The sequence below is a fragment of the Chitinophaga sp. CB10 genome (genome assembly GCA_001870995.2).
Classification (GTDB): Bacteria; Bacteroidota; Bacteroidia; order Chitinophagales; family Chitinophagaceae; genus Chitinophaga.
In genome coordinates this window covers 20736-37073 of sequence record MLAV02000003.1, presented here as the reverse complement: position 1 = coordinate 37073, position 16338 = coordinate 20736, and the positions used below count along the sequence as shown (strand labels likewise).

Annotated in this window: 13 protein-coding genes; 9 read left to right on the top strand and 4 right to left on the bottom strand. The window is 49.1% G+C overall.

Annotated elements, in window-relative coordinates:
* Position 1: 1 nt before the first annotated feature.
* Positions 2 to 1342 (bottom strand): ATP-binding protein, encoded by a 1341-nt coding sequence (locus BOC67_RS05520; protein WP_291908136.1) that lies wholly within the window; start codon positions 1340 to 1342, stop codon positions 2 to 4.
* 9 nt (positions 1343 to 1351) lie between these two features.
* Complete coding sequence (locus tag BOC67_RS05515; RefSeq protein ID WP_291908135.1) at positions 1352 to 2704, bottom strand: sigma-54 dependent transcriptional regulator; 1353 nt, start codon at positions 2702 to 2704, stop codon at positions 1352 to 1354.
* Between the two features lie 211 nt (positions 2705 to 2915).
* Between BOC67_RS05515 and BOC67_RS05510 the strand changes: the two genes are divergently transcribed.
* The 6 genes from BOC67_RS05510 to BOC67_RS05485 all read left to right on the top strand — a co-directional run bounded on the left by BOC67_RS05510 (position 2916) and on the right by BOC67_RS05485 (position 9792).
* The gene (locus tag BOC67_RS05510; RefSeq protein ID WP_291908133.1) at positions 2916 to 4163 is read left to right on the top strand and encodes an efflux RND transporter periplasmic adaptor subunit; all 1248 of its coding nucleotides are present in this window, start codon (positions 2916 to 2918) and stop codon (positions 4161 to 4163) included.
* A 35-nt stretch (positions 4164 to 4198) separates the two neighbouring features.
* The gene (locus tag BOC67_RS05505; protein ID WP_291908131.1) at positions 4199 to 4888 is read left to right on the top strand and encodes an ABC transporter ATP-binding protein; all 690 of its coding nucleotides are present in this window, start codon (positions 4199 to 4201) and stop codon (positions 4886 to 4888) included.
* A 133-nt stretch (positions 4889 to 5021) separates the two neighbouring features.
* Positions 5022 to 5684 (top strand): ABC transporter ATP-binding protein, encoded by a 663-nt coding sequence (locus BOC67_RS05500; RefSeq protein WP_291908129.1) that lies wholly within the window; start codon positions 5022 to 5024, stop codon positions 5682 to 5684.
* Positions 5685 to 5707: 23 nt separating this feature from the next.
* Positions 5708 to 7267: a TolC family protein gene (locus BOC67_RS05495; RefSeq protein WP_367115528.1), complete on the top strand. Its 1560-nt coding sequence runs from the start codon at positions 5708 to 5710 to the stop codon at positions 7265 to 7267.
* A gap of 25 nt (positions 7268 to 7292) precedes the next feature.
* A complete protein-coding gene (locus BOC67_RS05490) occupies positions 7293 to 8666 on the top strand; it encodes an efflux RND transporter periplasmic adaptor subunit (protein ID WP_291908128.1) in 1374 nt (457 codons plus the stop codon).
* 97 nt (positions 8667 to 8763) lie between these two features.
* Positions 8764 to 9792 carry an NAD(P)H-dependent glycerol-3-phosphate dehydrogenase gene (locus BOC67_RS05485; RefSeq protein WP_291908127.1) on the top strand — a complete coding sequence of 343 codons (1029 nt, stop codon included), beginning with the start codon at positions 8764 to 8766 and terminating at the stop codon, positions 9790 to 9792.
* A gap of 156 nt (positions 9793 to 9948) precedes the next feature.
* On the opposite strand, the gene BOC67_RS05480 is transcribed toward BOC67_RS05485, so the two are convergent.
* Positions 9949 to 10233: a hypothetical protein gene (locus tag BOC67_RS05480; protein WP_291908126.1), complete on the bottom strand. Its 285-nt coding sequence runs from the start codon at positions 10231 to 10233 to the stop codon at positions 9949 to 9951.
* A 469-nt stretch (positions 10234 to 10702) separates the two neighbouring features.
* Between BOC67_RS05480 and BOC67_RS05475 the strand changes: the two genes are divergently transcribed.
* The 3 genes from BOC67_RS05475 (at position 10703) to BOC67_RS05465 (ending at position 14844) form a co-directional block, all read left to right on the top strand.
* On the top strand, positions 10703 to 12976 hold the full coding sequence (locus tag BOC67_RS05475; protein WP_291908124.1) for a glycosyltransferase: 2274 nt from the start codon (positions 10703 to 10705) through the stop codon (positions 12974 to 12976).
* Positions 12921 to 13346 carry a response regulator gene (locus tag BOC67_RS05470; protein WP_291908123.1) on the top strand — a complete coding sequence of 142 codons (426 nt, stop codon included), beginning with the start codon at positions 12921 to 12923 and terminating at the stop codon, positions 13344 to 13346. Before BOC67_RS05475 ends, BOC67_RS05470 begins: the two co-directional genes overlap by 56 nt.
* Positions 13347 to 13407: 61 nt before the next feature.
* Positions 13408 to 14844, top strand: a complete 1437-nt coding sequence (locus BOC67_RS05465) for a sigma-54 dependent transcriptional regulator (RefSeq protein WP_291908120.1) — start codon at positions 13408 to 13410, stop codon at positions 14842 to 14844.
* Positions 14845 to 14860: 16 nt separating this feature from the next.
* On the opposite strand, the gene BOC67_RS05460 is transcribed toward BOC67_RS05465, so the two are convergent.
* Positions 14861 to 16327 carry a hybrid sensor histidine kinase/response regulator gene (locus BOC67_RS05460; protein ID WP_291908119.1) on the bottom strand — a complete coding sequence of 489 codons (1467 nt, stop codon included), beginning with the start codon at positions 16325 to 16327 and terminating at the stop codon, positions 14861 to 14863.
* Positions 16328 to 16338 lie beyond the last annotated feature (11 nt).

Here is a 16338-nt window from a genome sequence, read left to right as displayed (position 1 = left end):
GTTAAATATTGAGGATGATAAAAAACGTAGAACCGTTACCGTTAGCGGACGGACTGCCGGCCCGCAGCTGCCCGCCGTGTAGTTGTATAATCTGTTGCGACAAACTTAGCCCGATGCCGGAGCCTTTCTTTTTCGTGGTAAAGAAAGGAATAAAAATTTTTTCCATCGCCTCTTCGTCGATGCCGGGTCCGTTATCCGTTACTTCGATATGCAGGACGCCGGTGCCGGGCTGGTACACCCGCATGCTGATAGCAGGATTGGGCGTATGTTCCAGCGCGTCCATGGCATTTTTCACCAGGTTGATCAGCACCATTTGCAGCTGGGAGGTATCCGCATGTATTTCGGTTTGCTGGATGTTTATTTCCAGGGAGAAGTGAATGCCGGCCTGCTTCAGGTCCGCCTGGAAGAGGTTGGCCACGGCCGTAACGAGCGAACGGATGTTGACCACTGTAAACTGCGGCTGCGGCAATGCCGTATAATCGCGGTAAGCATTTACAAAGTTCATGATGCCCTTGCTGCGGCTCTCCACCGTATCCAGGGCTTCCTGCAGGTCCGCAATGCCTTCCGCATTGCTGGCGCCGGGCGCGATGTCCACCGCTACGATTTCCTGCATGGTGCCGATGAGCGATACGATGGGCGTCACGGAGTTCATGATTTCATGGCGGAGGATTTTTGTAAGGTTCTGCCAGGCATCCAGCTCTTTCTTTTGCAGTTCCGCATGGATGTTCTGGATGGAGATCAGCTTGATCAGCCGGCCCTGCAAGCGCAGGGCGGTAGCGTGTATGGATAACTGTTGTTGCTGTTTGGTGGCGTAGAGGGATTTATTCCCCGACGGCAGTTGGAGCAAAAGCTCATCCAGCCCGGGATGCGAGGTTTTCAGTTCGGAAAGGTTCCGCAGCCGGTAAATGTTGAGCAGGCGAAAGGCGGCAGGGTTGATCAGCTCAATTCTGCCGGCGGCGTCAAAGGAGATCACGCCGATGCTGATATGCTGGATGATGGCGTCGATATATTTGAGGTTGGCCTCCTTCTCTGCGCGGGTTTGGCGGAAGGCTTCCAGCACTTCGTTGAACTGCTGGTTGAGTTGCTGAAAGCTTTTGCCGAGTTTATTATCGCTGCTGAAGCGGATGGAGAAATCCTGGTAGCGGATGGATTCCAGGAAGAGCGTCAGTTTGCGGTTGATGCGGTTCAGGTAATGGTAGATGCCGTACATCTGGCCTGCCACCAGTGGAATACAGAGGTAGGCGAGTATCCGGCTGTAGCCAAAGAACAGCCAGGCGCCTGCCACGATGGTCATCGCCAGCAGTATGACGCGCGTACAAAGGTTGATACTGAACCTGTTCATACCGCGCGGTTAAATGTTATATTTTTCCAGGCGGCGGTACAAGGCAGCGCGGCTCAAGCCCAGCTCCCTGGCGGCTTCTGTGATATTGCCGCTGCACTTTTTCATGGCCTGGGTAATGATGTTCCTTTCCATGTCTTCCAGGTTGTAGCCGGTATCGGCGGGCTGGTCGCTCGGTTGGTTGTTTTTCGTGAAAACATCTTTGGGTTGCAGGGTTTTGCCCTGGGAGAGGATCACGGCCCTTTCAATGGCGTGCTGCAGTTCGCGGATATTGCCCGGCCAGTCATATTTCAGCAGCTGTGTTACCAGCGCGTCGCTCAGGCTGTTTACCGGGCGTTTGTATTTATCCCGGTAGATTTGCAGGAAATGTTCTGCCAGCGGCACAATATCGTCTGTGCGTTCCCGTAGTGGAGGGAGGTGTATTTCGATGGTGTTGATCCTGAACAGGAGGTCCTGGCGGAACTGCTGCTGGGCGGCCATTTGCTGCAGGTTCCTGTTGGTAGCGCAGATCAGCCGCACGTCGATATTGATCAGTTTATTGGAACCCACTTTGGTCACGTTCCTGTTTTGGAGGACGGTGAGGAGCTTGGCCTGGAAGGGCATGGTGATGTTTCCGATTTCGTCCAGGAAGATGGTACCGCCGCTGGCTTCTTCGAACCGGCCTTTGCGGTCGTCCCGGGCATCGGTGAAGGCGCCTTTTACATGGCCGAACAGCTCACTCTCAAACAGGCTTTCGGCAATTGCGCCGAGGTCTACACTTACAAAAGGTTTTTCTTTCCGGTGAGATTGCTGATGGATATGGCGGGCCAGCATATCCTTTCCTGTACCATTTTCCCCGAGGATCAGGATGTTGGCATCCGTACCGGCTACACGCGATACCGTTTCAAATACCTCCTGCATGGCGGGACTTTTGCCTATGAGCAGGTTCCCGCCGGCGGCGGCGTGTATGGTTCCGGGTTTGGCGGTAGCGGCCAGGTGTTTTTCGTAGGCCGATTGTATAGTGGCCACCAGTTTTTCATTTTCCCAGGGTTTGAGTACGAAGTCCGCCGCTCCTGCTTTAATTGCGCGTACGGCCATTTCCACATCGCCATAGGCGGTAAACAGCACTACTGTTGACTGGGGTTTGATATCGAGGATCCGGTCCAGCCACTCAAAGCCTTCCTTGCCGCTACTGAGGTCGCGGGTAAAGTTCATATCCAGCAGGATCACATCGTAGTCGAAGTTGCTGATCAGGTAAGGTATTTTCTGCGGATTCCTTTCGAAGTCCACCTGTTCAAAATGGCGTTTAAGGAGCAGGCGTGCAGCGCGTAAAACATCTGCATCGTCATCTATAATCAGAATTTTCCCCTGTTGCATTGTGGTCATAGCGGTGATATTGAGTGGGTATTGGCTACAATAATAAAGAATTTTTCTCCGCACAAAAGCAAAGATTTGAAAGTGTCCGAATGCGAACAAACGCTGTGCGGAACAGGACAGATTTAACTGGCGAAAAGTGCTTTAAGTTGTTGTTGGTTAATTGGTTACGTTATTGGCATATGCATTGACTTCTTCCTGGCATCAAACTTTCCAACAAATCATGGACAGAAAATTAGAAAAGAAATTTTGGACCAGGAAACGCATCCTATGGATAGGGGCGGGCAGTATAGCGGTGCTGTTACTGGCATATAACCTCATTTTTGCAGATCACAGGGCTACCCTCAATGTGGAAAAGGATAAAATTACCATTTCACCGGTAACGAAAGGAACATTTGATGTTTATATAGCGGTAACGGCTGTAGTGATGCCACTGAAGACCATCCGCCTGGATGCGATTGAAGGCGGTTATGTAAGCCATAAATACCTGGATGGGGGCAGCATGGTAAAAGCCGGCGATTCCATCCTGAAGCTGGACAACCAGCGGCTGATGATGGATTTCGTGAACCATGAAACGGAGATATACCGTTTGCAGAACGAGTTGCAGAACACGCGGCTCTCTATCCGGCAGCAGAAGTTTACCATGCAGCAGACGATCTACGATATGGATGCGAAGATCGCCGCGGCGCAGGACCTGTACGACCGCAACAAGCAGCTGGTGGATGAAAAGATTGTAGCGCGCCAGGAGTTTAACAAGAACAAAATTGAGCTGGAAGGGCTGATCAAGCAAAGGGAGATACAGCTGGAATCCCAGCGTTACCAGGATGAAAATGCCGTGCGCCAGATAGCGCAGCTGGAAGGCACGCTGGCAAGAACGCAGCGCAACCTGGCGCTGATGAAGGAGAACCTGAACAGCCTGATTGTACGCGCCCCGGTATCCGGCCAGTTATCTTCCATTGACGTGGAAGTAGGTTCCAGTATCACCGCCGGCCAGAACATCGGGCAGATAGATGACCTGAACGGGTTTAAGCTGCGTGCGGATATTGATGAGCACTATGTTTCGCAGGTATTTTCCGGGCTGAAGGCGACCTTTGAATTTGACGGCAAGAGCTATGATATGATGGTAACGAAGGTTTATCCGGAGGTGAAGAACGGCCGCTTCCAGGCGGACCTGACCTTTGAAAAGGAAACGCCGGCAGGCATTCGCCGCGGGCAGTCCACCCCGATCCGGCTGGTGCTGGGTAAATCTTCCGAGGCAGTGCTGCTGCCGCTGGGCGGTTTCTTCTCCGATACGGGGGGCAACTGGGTGTATGTACTTGATAAGGACGGCAAGCGCGCCGTGAAGCGGAACATCACGCTGGGCCGCAAAAACCCGCTTTATTTCGAGGTGCTGGAAGGGTTGCAGCCGGGGGACAAGGTGATCACCTCTTCCTATGAAAGTTTTGGCAACAAAGATGTGTTGGCCTTTTAGTAATATTATATTCAGAATCCCATAAAAGCCTTTTTATGATACGTACCGTTAACTTACAAAAGCTCTTTACCACTGAGGAAGTAGAAACTACCGCTTTGAATGGTATTAATATGGAAGTACAGGATGGCGAGTTTGTAGCCATCATGGGACCTTCCGGATGCGGAAAATCGACCCTGCTCAACATCCTGGGATTACTGGATAACCCGACTGACGGTGAGTATCATTTCTGGGGCAAGGAGGTGGCGCGCATGAGCGAGCGCCAGCGTGCCCAGTTGAGGAAGGGAGCTATCGGTTTCGTATTCCAGAGCTTTAACCTGATTGATGAACTGACCGTGTATGAAAACGTGGAGCTGCCGTTGCTGTACCTGAAGGTGCCGGCGCCGGAGCGGAAGCGGAAGGTGGAGGAGGTGCTGGAGCGCATGAACATCATGCACCGGCGGAACCACTTCCCCCAGCAGCTGTCCGGCGGTCAGCAGCAGCGCGTGGCGATTGCCCGTGCCGTGGTGGCCAAGCCTAACCTGATCCTGGCGGATGAGCCGACGGGCAACCTGGATTCTACCAACGGGGAAGAAGTGATGAAGCTCCTGCAGGAGTTGAATAACGCCGGCACCACCCTGATTATGGTAACCCACTCCCCCTATGATGCGGGTTTTGCCCACCGGGTGATCAACCTGTTCGATGGCCGTGTGGTAACGGAGAATATCAAGGAGCAATTCCACGTATAGTGCCTATACGTTATAACTGCGTGTATTCCATCGCGTTAGAAATAATTCATGTTTTACGAGTAGAATAACAAGTGAACAAGTAACCAGGGAGTGTGTCTACACACTCTGTCTAATTAATTGCAAAAACAGCATTATGATACAGTTACAAGATATATCCAAACATTACCCGGTAGGATTTGGCAAAAATGAGATCCTGAAGCATATAAACCTGGAGATCAGGGAGGGGGAATTTGTGTCCATCATGGGCCCTTCCGGCTCCGGCAAATCCACGCTGCTGCATATTATGGGCCTGCTGGAAGAGCCATCTTCCGGGAAATACCTCTTCCAGGGGGAGCGGGTAGACAGTATGAATGAGAAGAAGCGTACGCAGTTGCACCGGGGGGCCATCGGGTTTGTGTTCCAGGCTTATCACCTGATCGACGAGCTGACGGTCTATGAAAATATTGAAACCCCTTTGTTATATAAGAACGTGCCGGCCTCCGAGCGGAAAAGCAAGGTGGCGGATATCCTGGACCGGTTCAACATGGTGGCCAAGAAGGACCTTTTCCCCAACCAGCTTTCAGGCGGCCAGCAGCAGCTGGTGGGCATTGCCCGGGCCCTGGTGGCGGAGCCCAGGGTGATCCTGGCGGATGAACCTACGGGCAACCTGCATTCCGATCAGGCTAAAGTTATCATGGAGCTGTTCAGCCAATTAAACAAACAGGATAAGATCACCATTGTACAGGTTACCCACTCGGATGTCAATGCTACCTATGGCAACAGGATCATTCGCATACAGGATGGCTTGATTCAATAATAATAATCTGATAAAAAAAGATTATGTTGTACACTCAAATTTTGAGGTATGCCGCCATACCTACAAAAATTTTACCTTCCGTCATTAAGAAAAGGAAAGTATCAATACAATTACTATATTTTTGTAATGCTATGAGATTATCCCGATATGCAGGCAGGTGCCTGTTACTATTCATGTTTGCTAACATCTCACAAGCTGTAGCGCAGGATACGTGGAGTTTGCAACGTTGTGTTGATTATGCATTGCAACATAATATACAAGTAAGGCAACAGGACATACAACGGCGTATGGCCGAACTTACCCTGAAGCAGAGTAAGCTGAGCAGAATCCCGAATGTTAATGCCAGTTTAGGAGGGGCATACAACGAAGGACGTAATCCCAGCCCTGAAACCAATACCTATATTCAACAATCCTTCACATCGTTGAACGGTAATGCTAACATACAGGGCGATATCTTCAACTGGTTTGCGAAGCAGAACCTGGTAAAGGCGAATACGTTTGACCTGCATGCCAACAACTACCTGTTGGATAAAGCCAGGAACGACCTTGCGTTTAACGTGGCTACCGCATTCCTGCAGATTTTATTGAATATTGAACAGGTGAAGGTGAACGAGGTGCAGGTAAAGCTGACCAACTCCAACCTGAATAATACCAAGAAGCTGGTGATCGCGGGATCTGTGCCGGAAAGTAACCAGGCCGACCTGGAAGCGCAGCTGGCAACAGACAGCGTGAACCTGGTAACCGCGCAAAATAATGTTATCACATCTATTTTGCAGATGAAGGCTTATCTGAACCTGGACTTTGAAATTCCTTTCCAGCCGGAGGTGCCTGAAAACATCTTTGACCTGCCGATGGCCCATTTGAGTGAGATGGCGCCGGAGATGGTGTACAGCGCAGCTGTTACCAGCTATCCGTTGCTGAAAGCGGATGATTATAAGATACAGGCGGCGGAATACAACTTCAGGTCCACCCGGGCGGGATTATACCCATCCCTGGGATTCAATGCGGGCCTGGGTTCATCCTTTGCGAATAACTTCAGGAGTATAGACCTGACGAAGGTACAGACTACTATTGACACCGTTGGTTACCTGGCCAGCGCCCCGACGCAGTCGGTCGTAAAGCCGGCAGTGCATATACCGTCCAGCGCGTATTATATGACTCCTTTCGGCGACCAGATAAGCAACAACTTCCAGCAGTTTGTACAGCTTAGCCTGCGTATCCCTATTTTCAACGGCTGGCAGGTGAGGGCCAATACCAAAAAAGCCCAGTTAAATGTGGAGAATGCCAGGCTGACGAAGGAGCAGGATGTGCAAAAACTCAGGCAGGATATTTACACGGCTCATGCCAACGCAGTGGCTGCCCTGCAAAAGTACACCGCTGCTTCCAAAGGAGTGGATGCTGCCCAGAAAGCCTATGATTTTGCTACCAAACGTTTCAACCTTGGTCTGATGAATACCATCGACTATATTACCACGCAAAGTAAATTGTTCAGGGCCCAGATTGACAAGGTTTCTGCGCAATACGATTATATATTTAAAATGAAATTACTGGAGTTCTACAGGGATCAAAAGATATCGCTGTAGCGCTGTCCAGGAAATAAACTGCTTTATGAAGAAAAAGACACTTTACTGGCTCATAGGCATACTCGGTTCACTTATTGTTCTACTACTTATCCTGAAAAAAGCAGGTGTTATTGGTAAGGAAGAAGGTATTAAAGTCGCTACAGAAAAAGCTGGCCGCAAAAACATTATCGAAGTGGTAACTGCCAGCGGAAAAATTTACCCCGAAGTAGAAGTTAAAGTTAGCTCCGACGTTTCCGGTGAAATTACAGACCTCCTGGTACAGGAGGGGGACAGCGTAAAAAAGGGCCAGGTACTGGCACGCATATACGCAGATATTTATGGGTCCATGGTGGATAAGGCTGCTGCTTCCGTAAGTCAGTCGCAAGCCCAGCTGGCCAACACCACCGCCGCGCTCAACTCTTACAAAGCCCGTCTGGATCAGAATAAAGCAGCTTATAACCGCAACAAGGAACTGCTGGATCAGAAAGTAATATCCAGGTCTGAATTTGAAACCGCCGAAGCGGCCTACCTGGCATCCCTGGCGGATTACAATGCCGCGTTGCAGCAAATCAACAGTAACAAGTACGCTGTTGCCAGCGCCCAGGCCAACCTCACAGAGGCGAACAAGAACCTGGGCCGTACTACCATCAACGCCCCGATGGGTGGGATCGTTTCCCTGCTTTCCGTTAAGAAAGGGGAGCGCGTGGTGGGTACTGCGCAAATGACCGGTACGGAAATGCTGCGTATCGCGGATATGAATGCTATGGAGGTACAGGTGGATGTGGGAGAAAACGATATCCCTAAGGTAAAGTACGGAGATACCGCCATCATTGAAGTAGACGCTTATAACAACCGTAAATTTAAAGGGATCGTTACCCAGATTGCCAGCAGCAGCAAAGGCGCGGCTACGGCTACCGCTGCTACCAGCAGCGCGGAGCAGGTAACTAACTATATTGTACATATCAGGATCCTGGCGGAGAGTTATGCGGATCTCATGACCGCTACCAGCGGCGGCCGGAAAATTTATCCTTTCCGCCCGGGAATGAGCGCCAGCGTGGATATACAAACAAGGCACGTCAACAACGTACTGGCAATACCTATCAACGCGGTAACTACCCGCGACCAGGACACTGTCAAAGGGGAGAAGAAAGTACAGGATAACACGACTCCCGGCTCCTCCGAAAGCACCAAACCTGAGCTGAATGAAGTGGTATTTGTGCTGCAGAAGGATATGACGGTTAAGATGGTGAAGGTGACTACCGGCGTACAGGATGATACGAACATTGAAATCCTTTCCGGCTTAAAAGAAGGAGATGAGATTATTACGGCGCCTTATTCCGCTGTTTCGCGTACCTTATCCAATGGTAAAAAGGTGAAGGTAGTACCGAAAGCCCAGCTGTTTGAAGGCACGCAGAAGTAAGTCCGCTAACACATAACCTATTGGAAGCCGCGCCTTTGGTGCGGCTTCATCGTTTTCAATAGCCTCAATTTCCTTACATTGCGTAAAAATTCGCGTAGTGAGTAAGGATAAAAGCATAGGTATTATCGGCGGTGGTAGCTGGTCTACCGCGCTGGCCAAGATTCTGACCGACAACGGTCACCGCATTAACTGGTGGATCCGCAATGAGGATACCATCCGGCATTTGCAGCTCCGTCATCATAACAAGCATTACCTGACTTCTGTATATTTTGATACCAACCTGCTGGAACTGAGCAGCGACCTGGAGTATATTGTTGGCGCCAGCGATCAGCTGGTATTGTCCGTACCGTCGGCCTTCCTGGAAGACGCCTTGCGGGAGCTGCCGGAGAATGCCTTTGAAGGTAAGGAAGTAATTTCTGCTATTAAGGGTTTGGTGCCCAGTACCAATACGCTGATTAATAATTATATGGCGGAGCGGTTCCATGTGCCGCTGGATCGTTATTTCACGATTACGGGGCCTTGTCATGCGGAGGAGGTGGCGAATGAGAAGTTGTCGTATCTCACCTTTTCCGGCGTAATTCCCGATAAGGCGCAGGCGATTGCGGATAAGTTCACCAACAGCAATTTGCAGACGGTGGTGAATACGGATGTGATTGGCGTGCAGCTGGCGGCGGTGCTGAAAAATATTTATGCGTTGGGCGCCGGTATTGCGCATGGGTTGGAGTATGGGGATAATTTTTTGAGTGTGTTTATTACGAATTGTTTTGGGGAGATGCAAACGTTCCTGAAGCAATACGAGACCATCCATGCTGCGGAGGAAGGGATTGAGAGTACGGCGCATAATTACAGTGCCAGCGCTTACCTGGGCGATTTGTTGGTTACCTGTTACTCCCTGCACAGCCGGAACAGGACGTTTGGGAATATGATTGGAAAGGGGTATTCGGTAAAGGCGGCTCAGCTGGAATTGAATATGATTGCGGAAGGGTATTATGCGAGCAAGTGCCTGCATGAAATGAACCGGGAGATAGGGGCTTATATGCCGGTAGCGCAGGCGGTGTATGCTATTTTATGGCAGCAGTTGCATCCTACGGAGGCGTTTATGGCGTTGGAGAAGGGGTTTATTTAAAGCCTTTTTATTTACACTTATCCATTCAAAACAGTCTTAAATCCATTCAAATCAGTCTTAAAAAAAATGCGGGAGGCAGACGTCTCCCGCGTACAAAAATAACTCCATGATGGATCCCTCCACCTGGAATGTTCAGATGTATAGATTTAAGTAATTTTATTCGTCTTCGTAATCGTCATAGCTATCTGCGCCTACCTTCATAATCGCTTTGACATTCGGGAAATATTGTTTGATGATCCAAACCACTCTCGCAAAATAAGTATCACTTAGCATGGGGCCGTCGTAATACTCGACTTCATTCGTGATGTCAGAAATAATGTATTCAGTTGGTGTGGTGCTTCCGTTCAGAGAAACCTGAAATCTTCTTTCTTTTGCCACTTTTCGCAGTACCACCTTATTGGGTACTCCATCTACTTTGAATGTACAAGAGATATTCCGCATGTAACACTGGTTTTTGAAGTTAAATGGAGGGGCAGGTCCCCGTTAATGTTGATGATTGCTTTCCATAGAATTTTTATCATTTTGGTGCTTTGGCTATTCCGCTGCACCAAAATTATTACCGTTCGGACAAATTTTCTGTAATGTGAAACATATGCTGTCATAATTATTATAATTGTGAAATAATAACCCTATCTCAACGCATTCTGTAATACAAAGTAAAGATTTATGTTTACAACAAACCTTTACTAGATGTTAACGACTACCCGGATTAACGAATGATTTACAAAATACCTGGTTGAGCGGGGTTGGCGCTACCAAATTCCTCAGTTGTTGTGCTGATTTTGTGGAAAAAATTCTACATTTTCTGAAAGAGGTCAGCCAGAATACTGGCTAAACCCTATGGATTAATATTTGAAATAGTAGCGGTGTACGGCTGTAATCTAGTAAAACGAAAAAAAAATTGTGGAACATGACCAGAACATTGCTATTTGTTACATCCTTTCCTCCCAGGGAATGCGGGATCGCTACCTTCTCCCAGGACCTCATTAACGCGATGGAAAAAAGCTTCTCCGGTAAACTGGAAATAGAAGTTTGCGCATTACACGAAGCCGGTAAACAGTTAACCTACACTAACCCTCAGGTGACTTACACGCTTAACCCATTTGACATTGACAGTTGTGTGGCCTTTGCCCATGAAGTGAATGCAAACAGTAAAATTGACCTCATCGTATTTGAACATGAATTCGGATTATGGGGTGGCGAATACGGCCACAACCTGCTGGGGATGCTTTCCCTGCTGGACAAGCCCTTTGTAATCCGTTTTCACACCGTATTACCATATCCTGACCCCAAATGCACGAAGGTGGTAAGCCTTATCAGTGCGCTTGCGGCCAAAGTGCTGGTAATGACAAAAGCTTCCGCCAAACTCCTGGAGGAAGTGTACCATGTACCTGCATCCAAAGTAGAGCATATCCCTCACGGAACGCATGCGCATATCGTGGATGATATCGACGCGCTGAAAAGACAGTACGACGTACAGGGAAGAACTGTCCTCAGCACTTTTGGCCTGTTATCAGAAAATAAGGGGATCGAAACCGGGATCAAAGCAATGGCGGAGATCGTAAAACACGAGCCTAATGCACTGTATCTGATCCTAGGTAAAACACACCCGGTGGTATATAGCCACCAGGGTGAAAAATACCGGGAATACCTGCAAGACCTGGTAAAAGAATACGGCCTGGAAAACAATGTCAGGTTCGTTAACAGCTACCTGTCGCTCAATACCCTGCTGGATTACCTGTCGCTCACAGATATATACCTGTTCACCTCCAAAGACCCGCACCAGGCGGTTAGCGGCACTTTCGTATATGCCATGAGCGCCGGCTGCGCCGTGATCTCTACGGAGTTCGTACAGGCCAAGGAAATGCTGGACGAAAGTTGCGGCTGCCTGATCGATTTCAATAACCATGAACAGCTGGCCGCCGCGGCTATCAAGTTGATTTCCAACCCGGAGCTGCGCCAGACCATGAGCCAGAATGCGATCGAAAAGACCCGCAGCTCCATCTGGGAAAACGTGGCGATCGCTCATATGGGTGTGATCAGCGAAGTATTTGCGGAAGACAAGCCACTGCTGCCCAACCTGCCGCCTCCTTACCTGGACCATATCGACCGCCTCACCACCGAATTCGGTATGCTTCAGTTCTCCAAATACGACACGCCGGACCCGGAATCAGGCTACACGCTGGACGACAACGCCCGCGCCCTGATCGCCATGTGTATGTACATGAAGGAACTGCAGCCCAGCAGCTTTGTTTACAGCCTCTGCCGCAGGTATATCGACTTTATACGCTATTGCCAGAAACCTTCCGGAAAATTCCTTAACTATGTAGATTTCGACGGGACTTTCTCCCCGATGAACGACGAAGTGAACCTGGAAGATGCCAACGGCCGTACGATCTGGGCATTGGGATATGCCCTCTCTAACTATAAACACCTGCCCTTCGATATCCTTCAGGAGCTCAATTCCATCTTCAGGCCCTGCCTTAAATGGATGGAAAGCCTGAAATCGCCGCGAGCTATCGCATTCGCTATCAAAGGGTTATATTATTTCCGCCAATACCGCCGCAGCGATATTACGGAAGACATTGTTCGTACATTAGCATTCAGGTTGCAGCAGGCTTACAACCAGGAAGCCGACGGTAACTGGAAATGGTACGAATCCTACCTTACCTATGGTAATGCCGTACTGCCGGAAGCGATGATGATGGCATGGCAAATTACCGGGGATGAAAGGTGCCGGAAAACCGCCGAGGAAAGCATGCACTTCCTTTGGCACAAAACCTGCAATAACAATCACATGAAGATGATCAGCAACAAGTCATGGTACCACCGCTCCGATGCGGAAATCGCCGAAGGCGGCGAGCAACCCATCGAGGTGGCCTATACCATGCTGGCGCTTCATACATTTTATAATATCACAAAAGATCCTTCCTGCCTGGAGAGGTCACGACTGGCTTTCAGCTGGTTTTTAGGTAACAACCACCTGAAACAGCTGGTTTACAATCCCCTTACATACGGTTGCTACGATGGCTTGGAAACAAATAATGTCAACCAAAACCAGGGCGCGGAGTCAACCGTCTGTTACCTGATGGGCCGTCTGCTCATGGAGGAATGGAATAAACATAAGTATGTTACATCGAAACAAGACAACAGCATGGAACCGGCCAGAGTCGGTTTCAACTGAAGAGAGAAAAACAGGACAACATATCCTGATTATAGACGATGAACCTGACATTTGCAGGTTACTGCAACTCAGTCTTGTTAGGCATGGCTATTCCGTAAAATACGTTCATGCCCTGCGCGACGGGATGCAGTACCTGCAAACCTATAAACCTGACCTGCTGTTCCTGGATATACACCTCCCGGATGGTTCAGGATTGGATGCATTGCCCGTAATCAAAGGTATTATTCCAACGTTACCGATCATTACCATCAGCGCCTATGATAATGAAATGGAGAAACAAAAGGCATTGACTACCGGCGCATCTTTTTTCCTGGCCAAACCGTTCAACGTTAAAAGCGTGGATGAACTGCTTGGTAAGTTAAAAAGTTAGTAGTCCAAATTATTAATGATTAAATTCGATAGCTGTTCCCACAAAACTATATGAATCCAGTATGAGAAATATTCTGATAATAGATGACGAAATCAACATCTGTACGTTGCTGAGCAAGTTTCTTACGAAGCACGGATTTGCTGTTGAAACCACGATGACCGGTACGTCCGCGCTCAAGATGATGAAGGAAAAACCTTTTGATCTTGTGCTGTGCGATTACCGGCTCAAAGACACAGACGGTGCGCAGTTGCTCCAGGATATTCGCCAGATAAATCCTAATACGATTGTAATTATCATCACCGGTTATACGGACGTTCGCGTAGCCGTGGAGATGGTGAAAAACGGAGCATACGACTACCTGTCAAAACCATTGTATCCGGATGAAATCCTTAATCTCGTACATAAGGCATTCGCACACAAGGAAGCGGAACAGGAAAGACGCGCGTCCCAGCCGGTAGAAGCAGGCAACGAGGCGGAAGCCCGCGAAACCCTGCTGCAGCGCAATCAGAACGATAAAAATGATAAATACGTTTACGGGGAAAGCGCTAATTCGCAGGAGCTGATCCGCCAGATCAAACTGGTTGCGCCCACTGACTACAGTGTGATCATCTTCGGGGAAACCGGTACCGGTAAGGAATCCGTAGCGCACCTGATCCACTACCACAGCAAGCGCGCCGAACAACCTTTCGTGGCGCTGGACTGCGGCAGCCTTTCAAAAGAACTGGCCGCCAGCGAGCTTTTCGGGCATGAAAAGGGCGCGTTTACCGGCGCTATCAATACCAAGATTGGCGCTTTTGAACAGGCGCAGGGCGGTACGCTCTTCCTGGATGAGATTTCCAACCTGTCGTATGATATCCAGGTAGCGCTGCTGCGCGTACTCCAGGAAAAAGTGATCAGAAGGGTTGGCAGCCTCAAGGAAATACCCATTGACGTACGCATCATCGTCGCTTCCAACGAAAAATTATCTGAATCCGTACAGCGAGGCAAATTCAGGGAAGACCTGTTCCACCGCTTCAACGAATTCACTATTTACATCCCGCCATTAAGAGAACGCCAGGCCGACCTGCCGCTGTTTGTAGAGGCATTCGTTAGCCAGGTTGAAAGAGAACTGGATAAAACCTGTGGCAGCATTTCGCCTGAAGTATGGGAATGCTTCCGCCAGTACAACTGGCCGGGTAATATCCGCGAACTTAAAAACGTAATTCGCCGCGCCTGCCTGCTGACGCCGGAAAGAGAAGAGATTACCATGGCTGCGCTGCCGCTGGAAATGAAAGAATCCTTTAACCAGCCGGCAGAAGAAATGCCGGTAGCAGGCGAAATATCTTCCATCCTCTCCAATGAAAATGATCTGAAGTCCGTAGCCTTACAGGCGGAGTACAACAAGATCATCAATGTGCTGAAAGAGGTGAAGTACAATAAAACAAAAGCAGCTCAGCTGTTAAACATCGACAGGAAAACCCTGTATAACAAACTGCGGCTGCTGAATATAAATTACTAAAACCTGTACGCAGGTTTTATGGCGCAATGGGTAAAGTAATAGTGAAAGCTGTTCCTTTACCCATTTCACTTTCTACGTGAATGGTGCCTTTGTGATTGAGCAGGATATTCTGGGTACTCGTCAAACCCAAACCGGTGCCTTTGGCTTTGCTCGTGTAAAAGGGATCAAACAAGCGCCCCTGCTGCTCTTCCGGGATACCGGGCCCGTTGTCTGAAATTTTTATCACCGCCTTATCGTGTATCCGTTTGGTGGAAATGGTAAGCACGCCTTTGCCCGGCGTCATAGCCTCAATCGCATTGATCACAATGTTCAGGAATGCGATCACTACTTTCTCTTCATCAGCAACTACCTTGATGGTTTCATTTTCCAGCTGCAGTTCCAGGCTGATTTCATTGAGCTTCATTCGATCCCTGGAAAGCGCCAGGGTATTATTCAACAGCCTGTCAAGGCTCACTGCCGATGCATGCAGTTCCATCATACGGGTGCTGTGCAGCAGTTCCGTGATCAGTTGGTTGATGCGGGTACAATTTCTCTCAATTATATCGGTGTACAGCATGGCATCTTCACTGGCAGCTACAGCGGGATCGTCCTTAAACTGGCTAACGGCAAGGAGTATATTGGTCAGCGGGTTGCGGACTTCGTGCGCAATTACCCGGGCGATGCGGCCGGTGATTACGAATTTTTCCTGGTGTTGTTTTTCCTGCTCTTCCCGTTTCCGTTCGGTGATATCCTGTATTACACAGAGGAATATCTGCGCCGCCTCATCCAGCATGACCGCGTTTATCTGCACAACCAGCTTTTGATTATCGCTGGTTTTGAAATCGTATTCCCTGGATGCTTCGCCCTCCTCGCAAATATGTTCAATGAAATTGTCGCTCTGCTCCTTGTTCGCAAAAAGGTCGCGAAGGTGCTTGTTTAGCAATTCTTCTTTACGGTATTTAAGCGTTTTAAGCGCGGCGGGATTGGCGTCGATGATGTTTTTATTGCAGTCGGCAAGGAGTATAAGGTCATGTGCTTTTTCAAAAATACCAAAGTACTTTTTCTCACTTTCTTCAATGGTGCGCAGGTGGCTGTATTCATCGAGCGCATAACGGATACTTCTTTCCAGCAGGTCGGCCGTGATATCTCCTTTTACAAGGTAGTCGTAAGCTCCGGCCTGCATGGCTTCCCGGTCGATCGCGTAATCGCCTTTACCGGTAAGCATGATCACCGGCGCCTGGAAGTCCAGCTCCTGGAAGTAGTGGAGAATATCCAGCCCGGTAAAAGGGCCCAGCCGGTAGTCTACCAGGTAAACATCATGGGCTCTCCGGTTTATGGCTGCCTTCCCTTTATCAAACGTAGGCGCCCATTCCAGCTTGTACTGGCCGGGAGAGATGTCGTGTAATAATTCATTGACTAGAAAGAAATCATCCTCATCATCGTCAATCATAAGTATGTTAACAGGAAACTCACTCATCGCGGTAGCAGGTAATATTTCAGGCATTTAATAACATG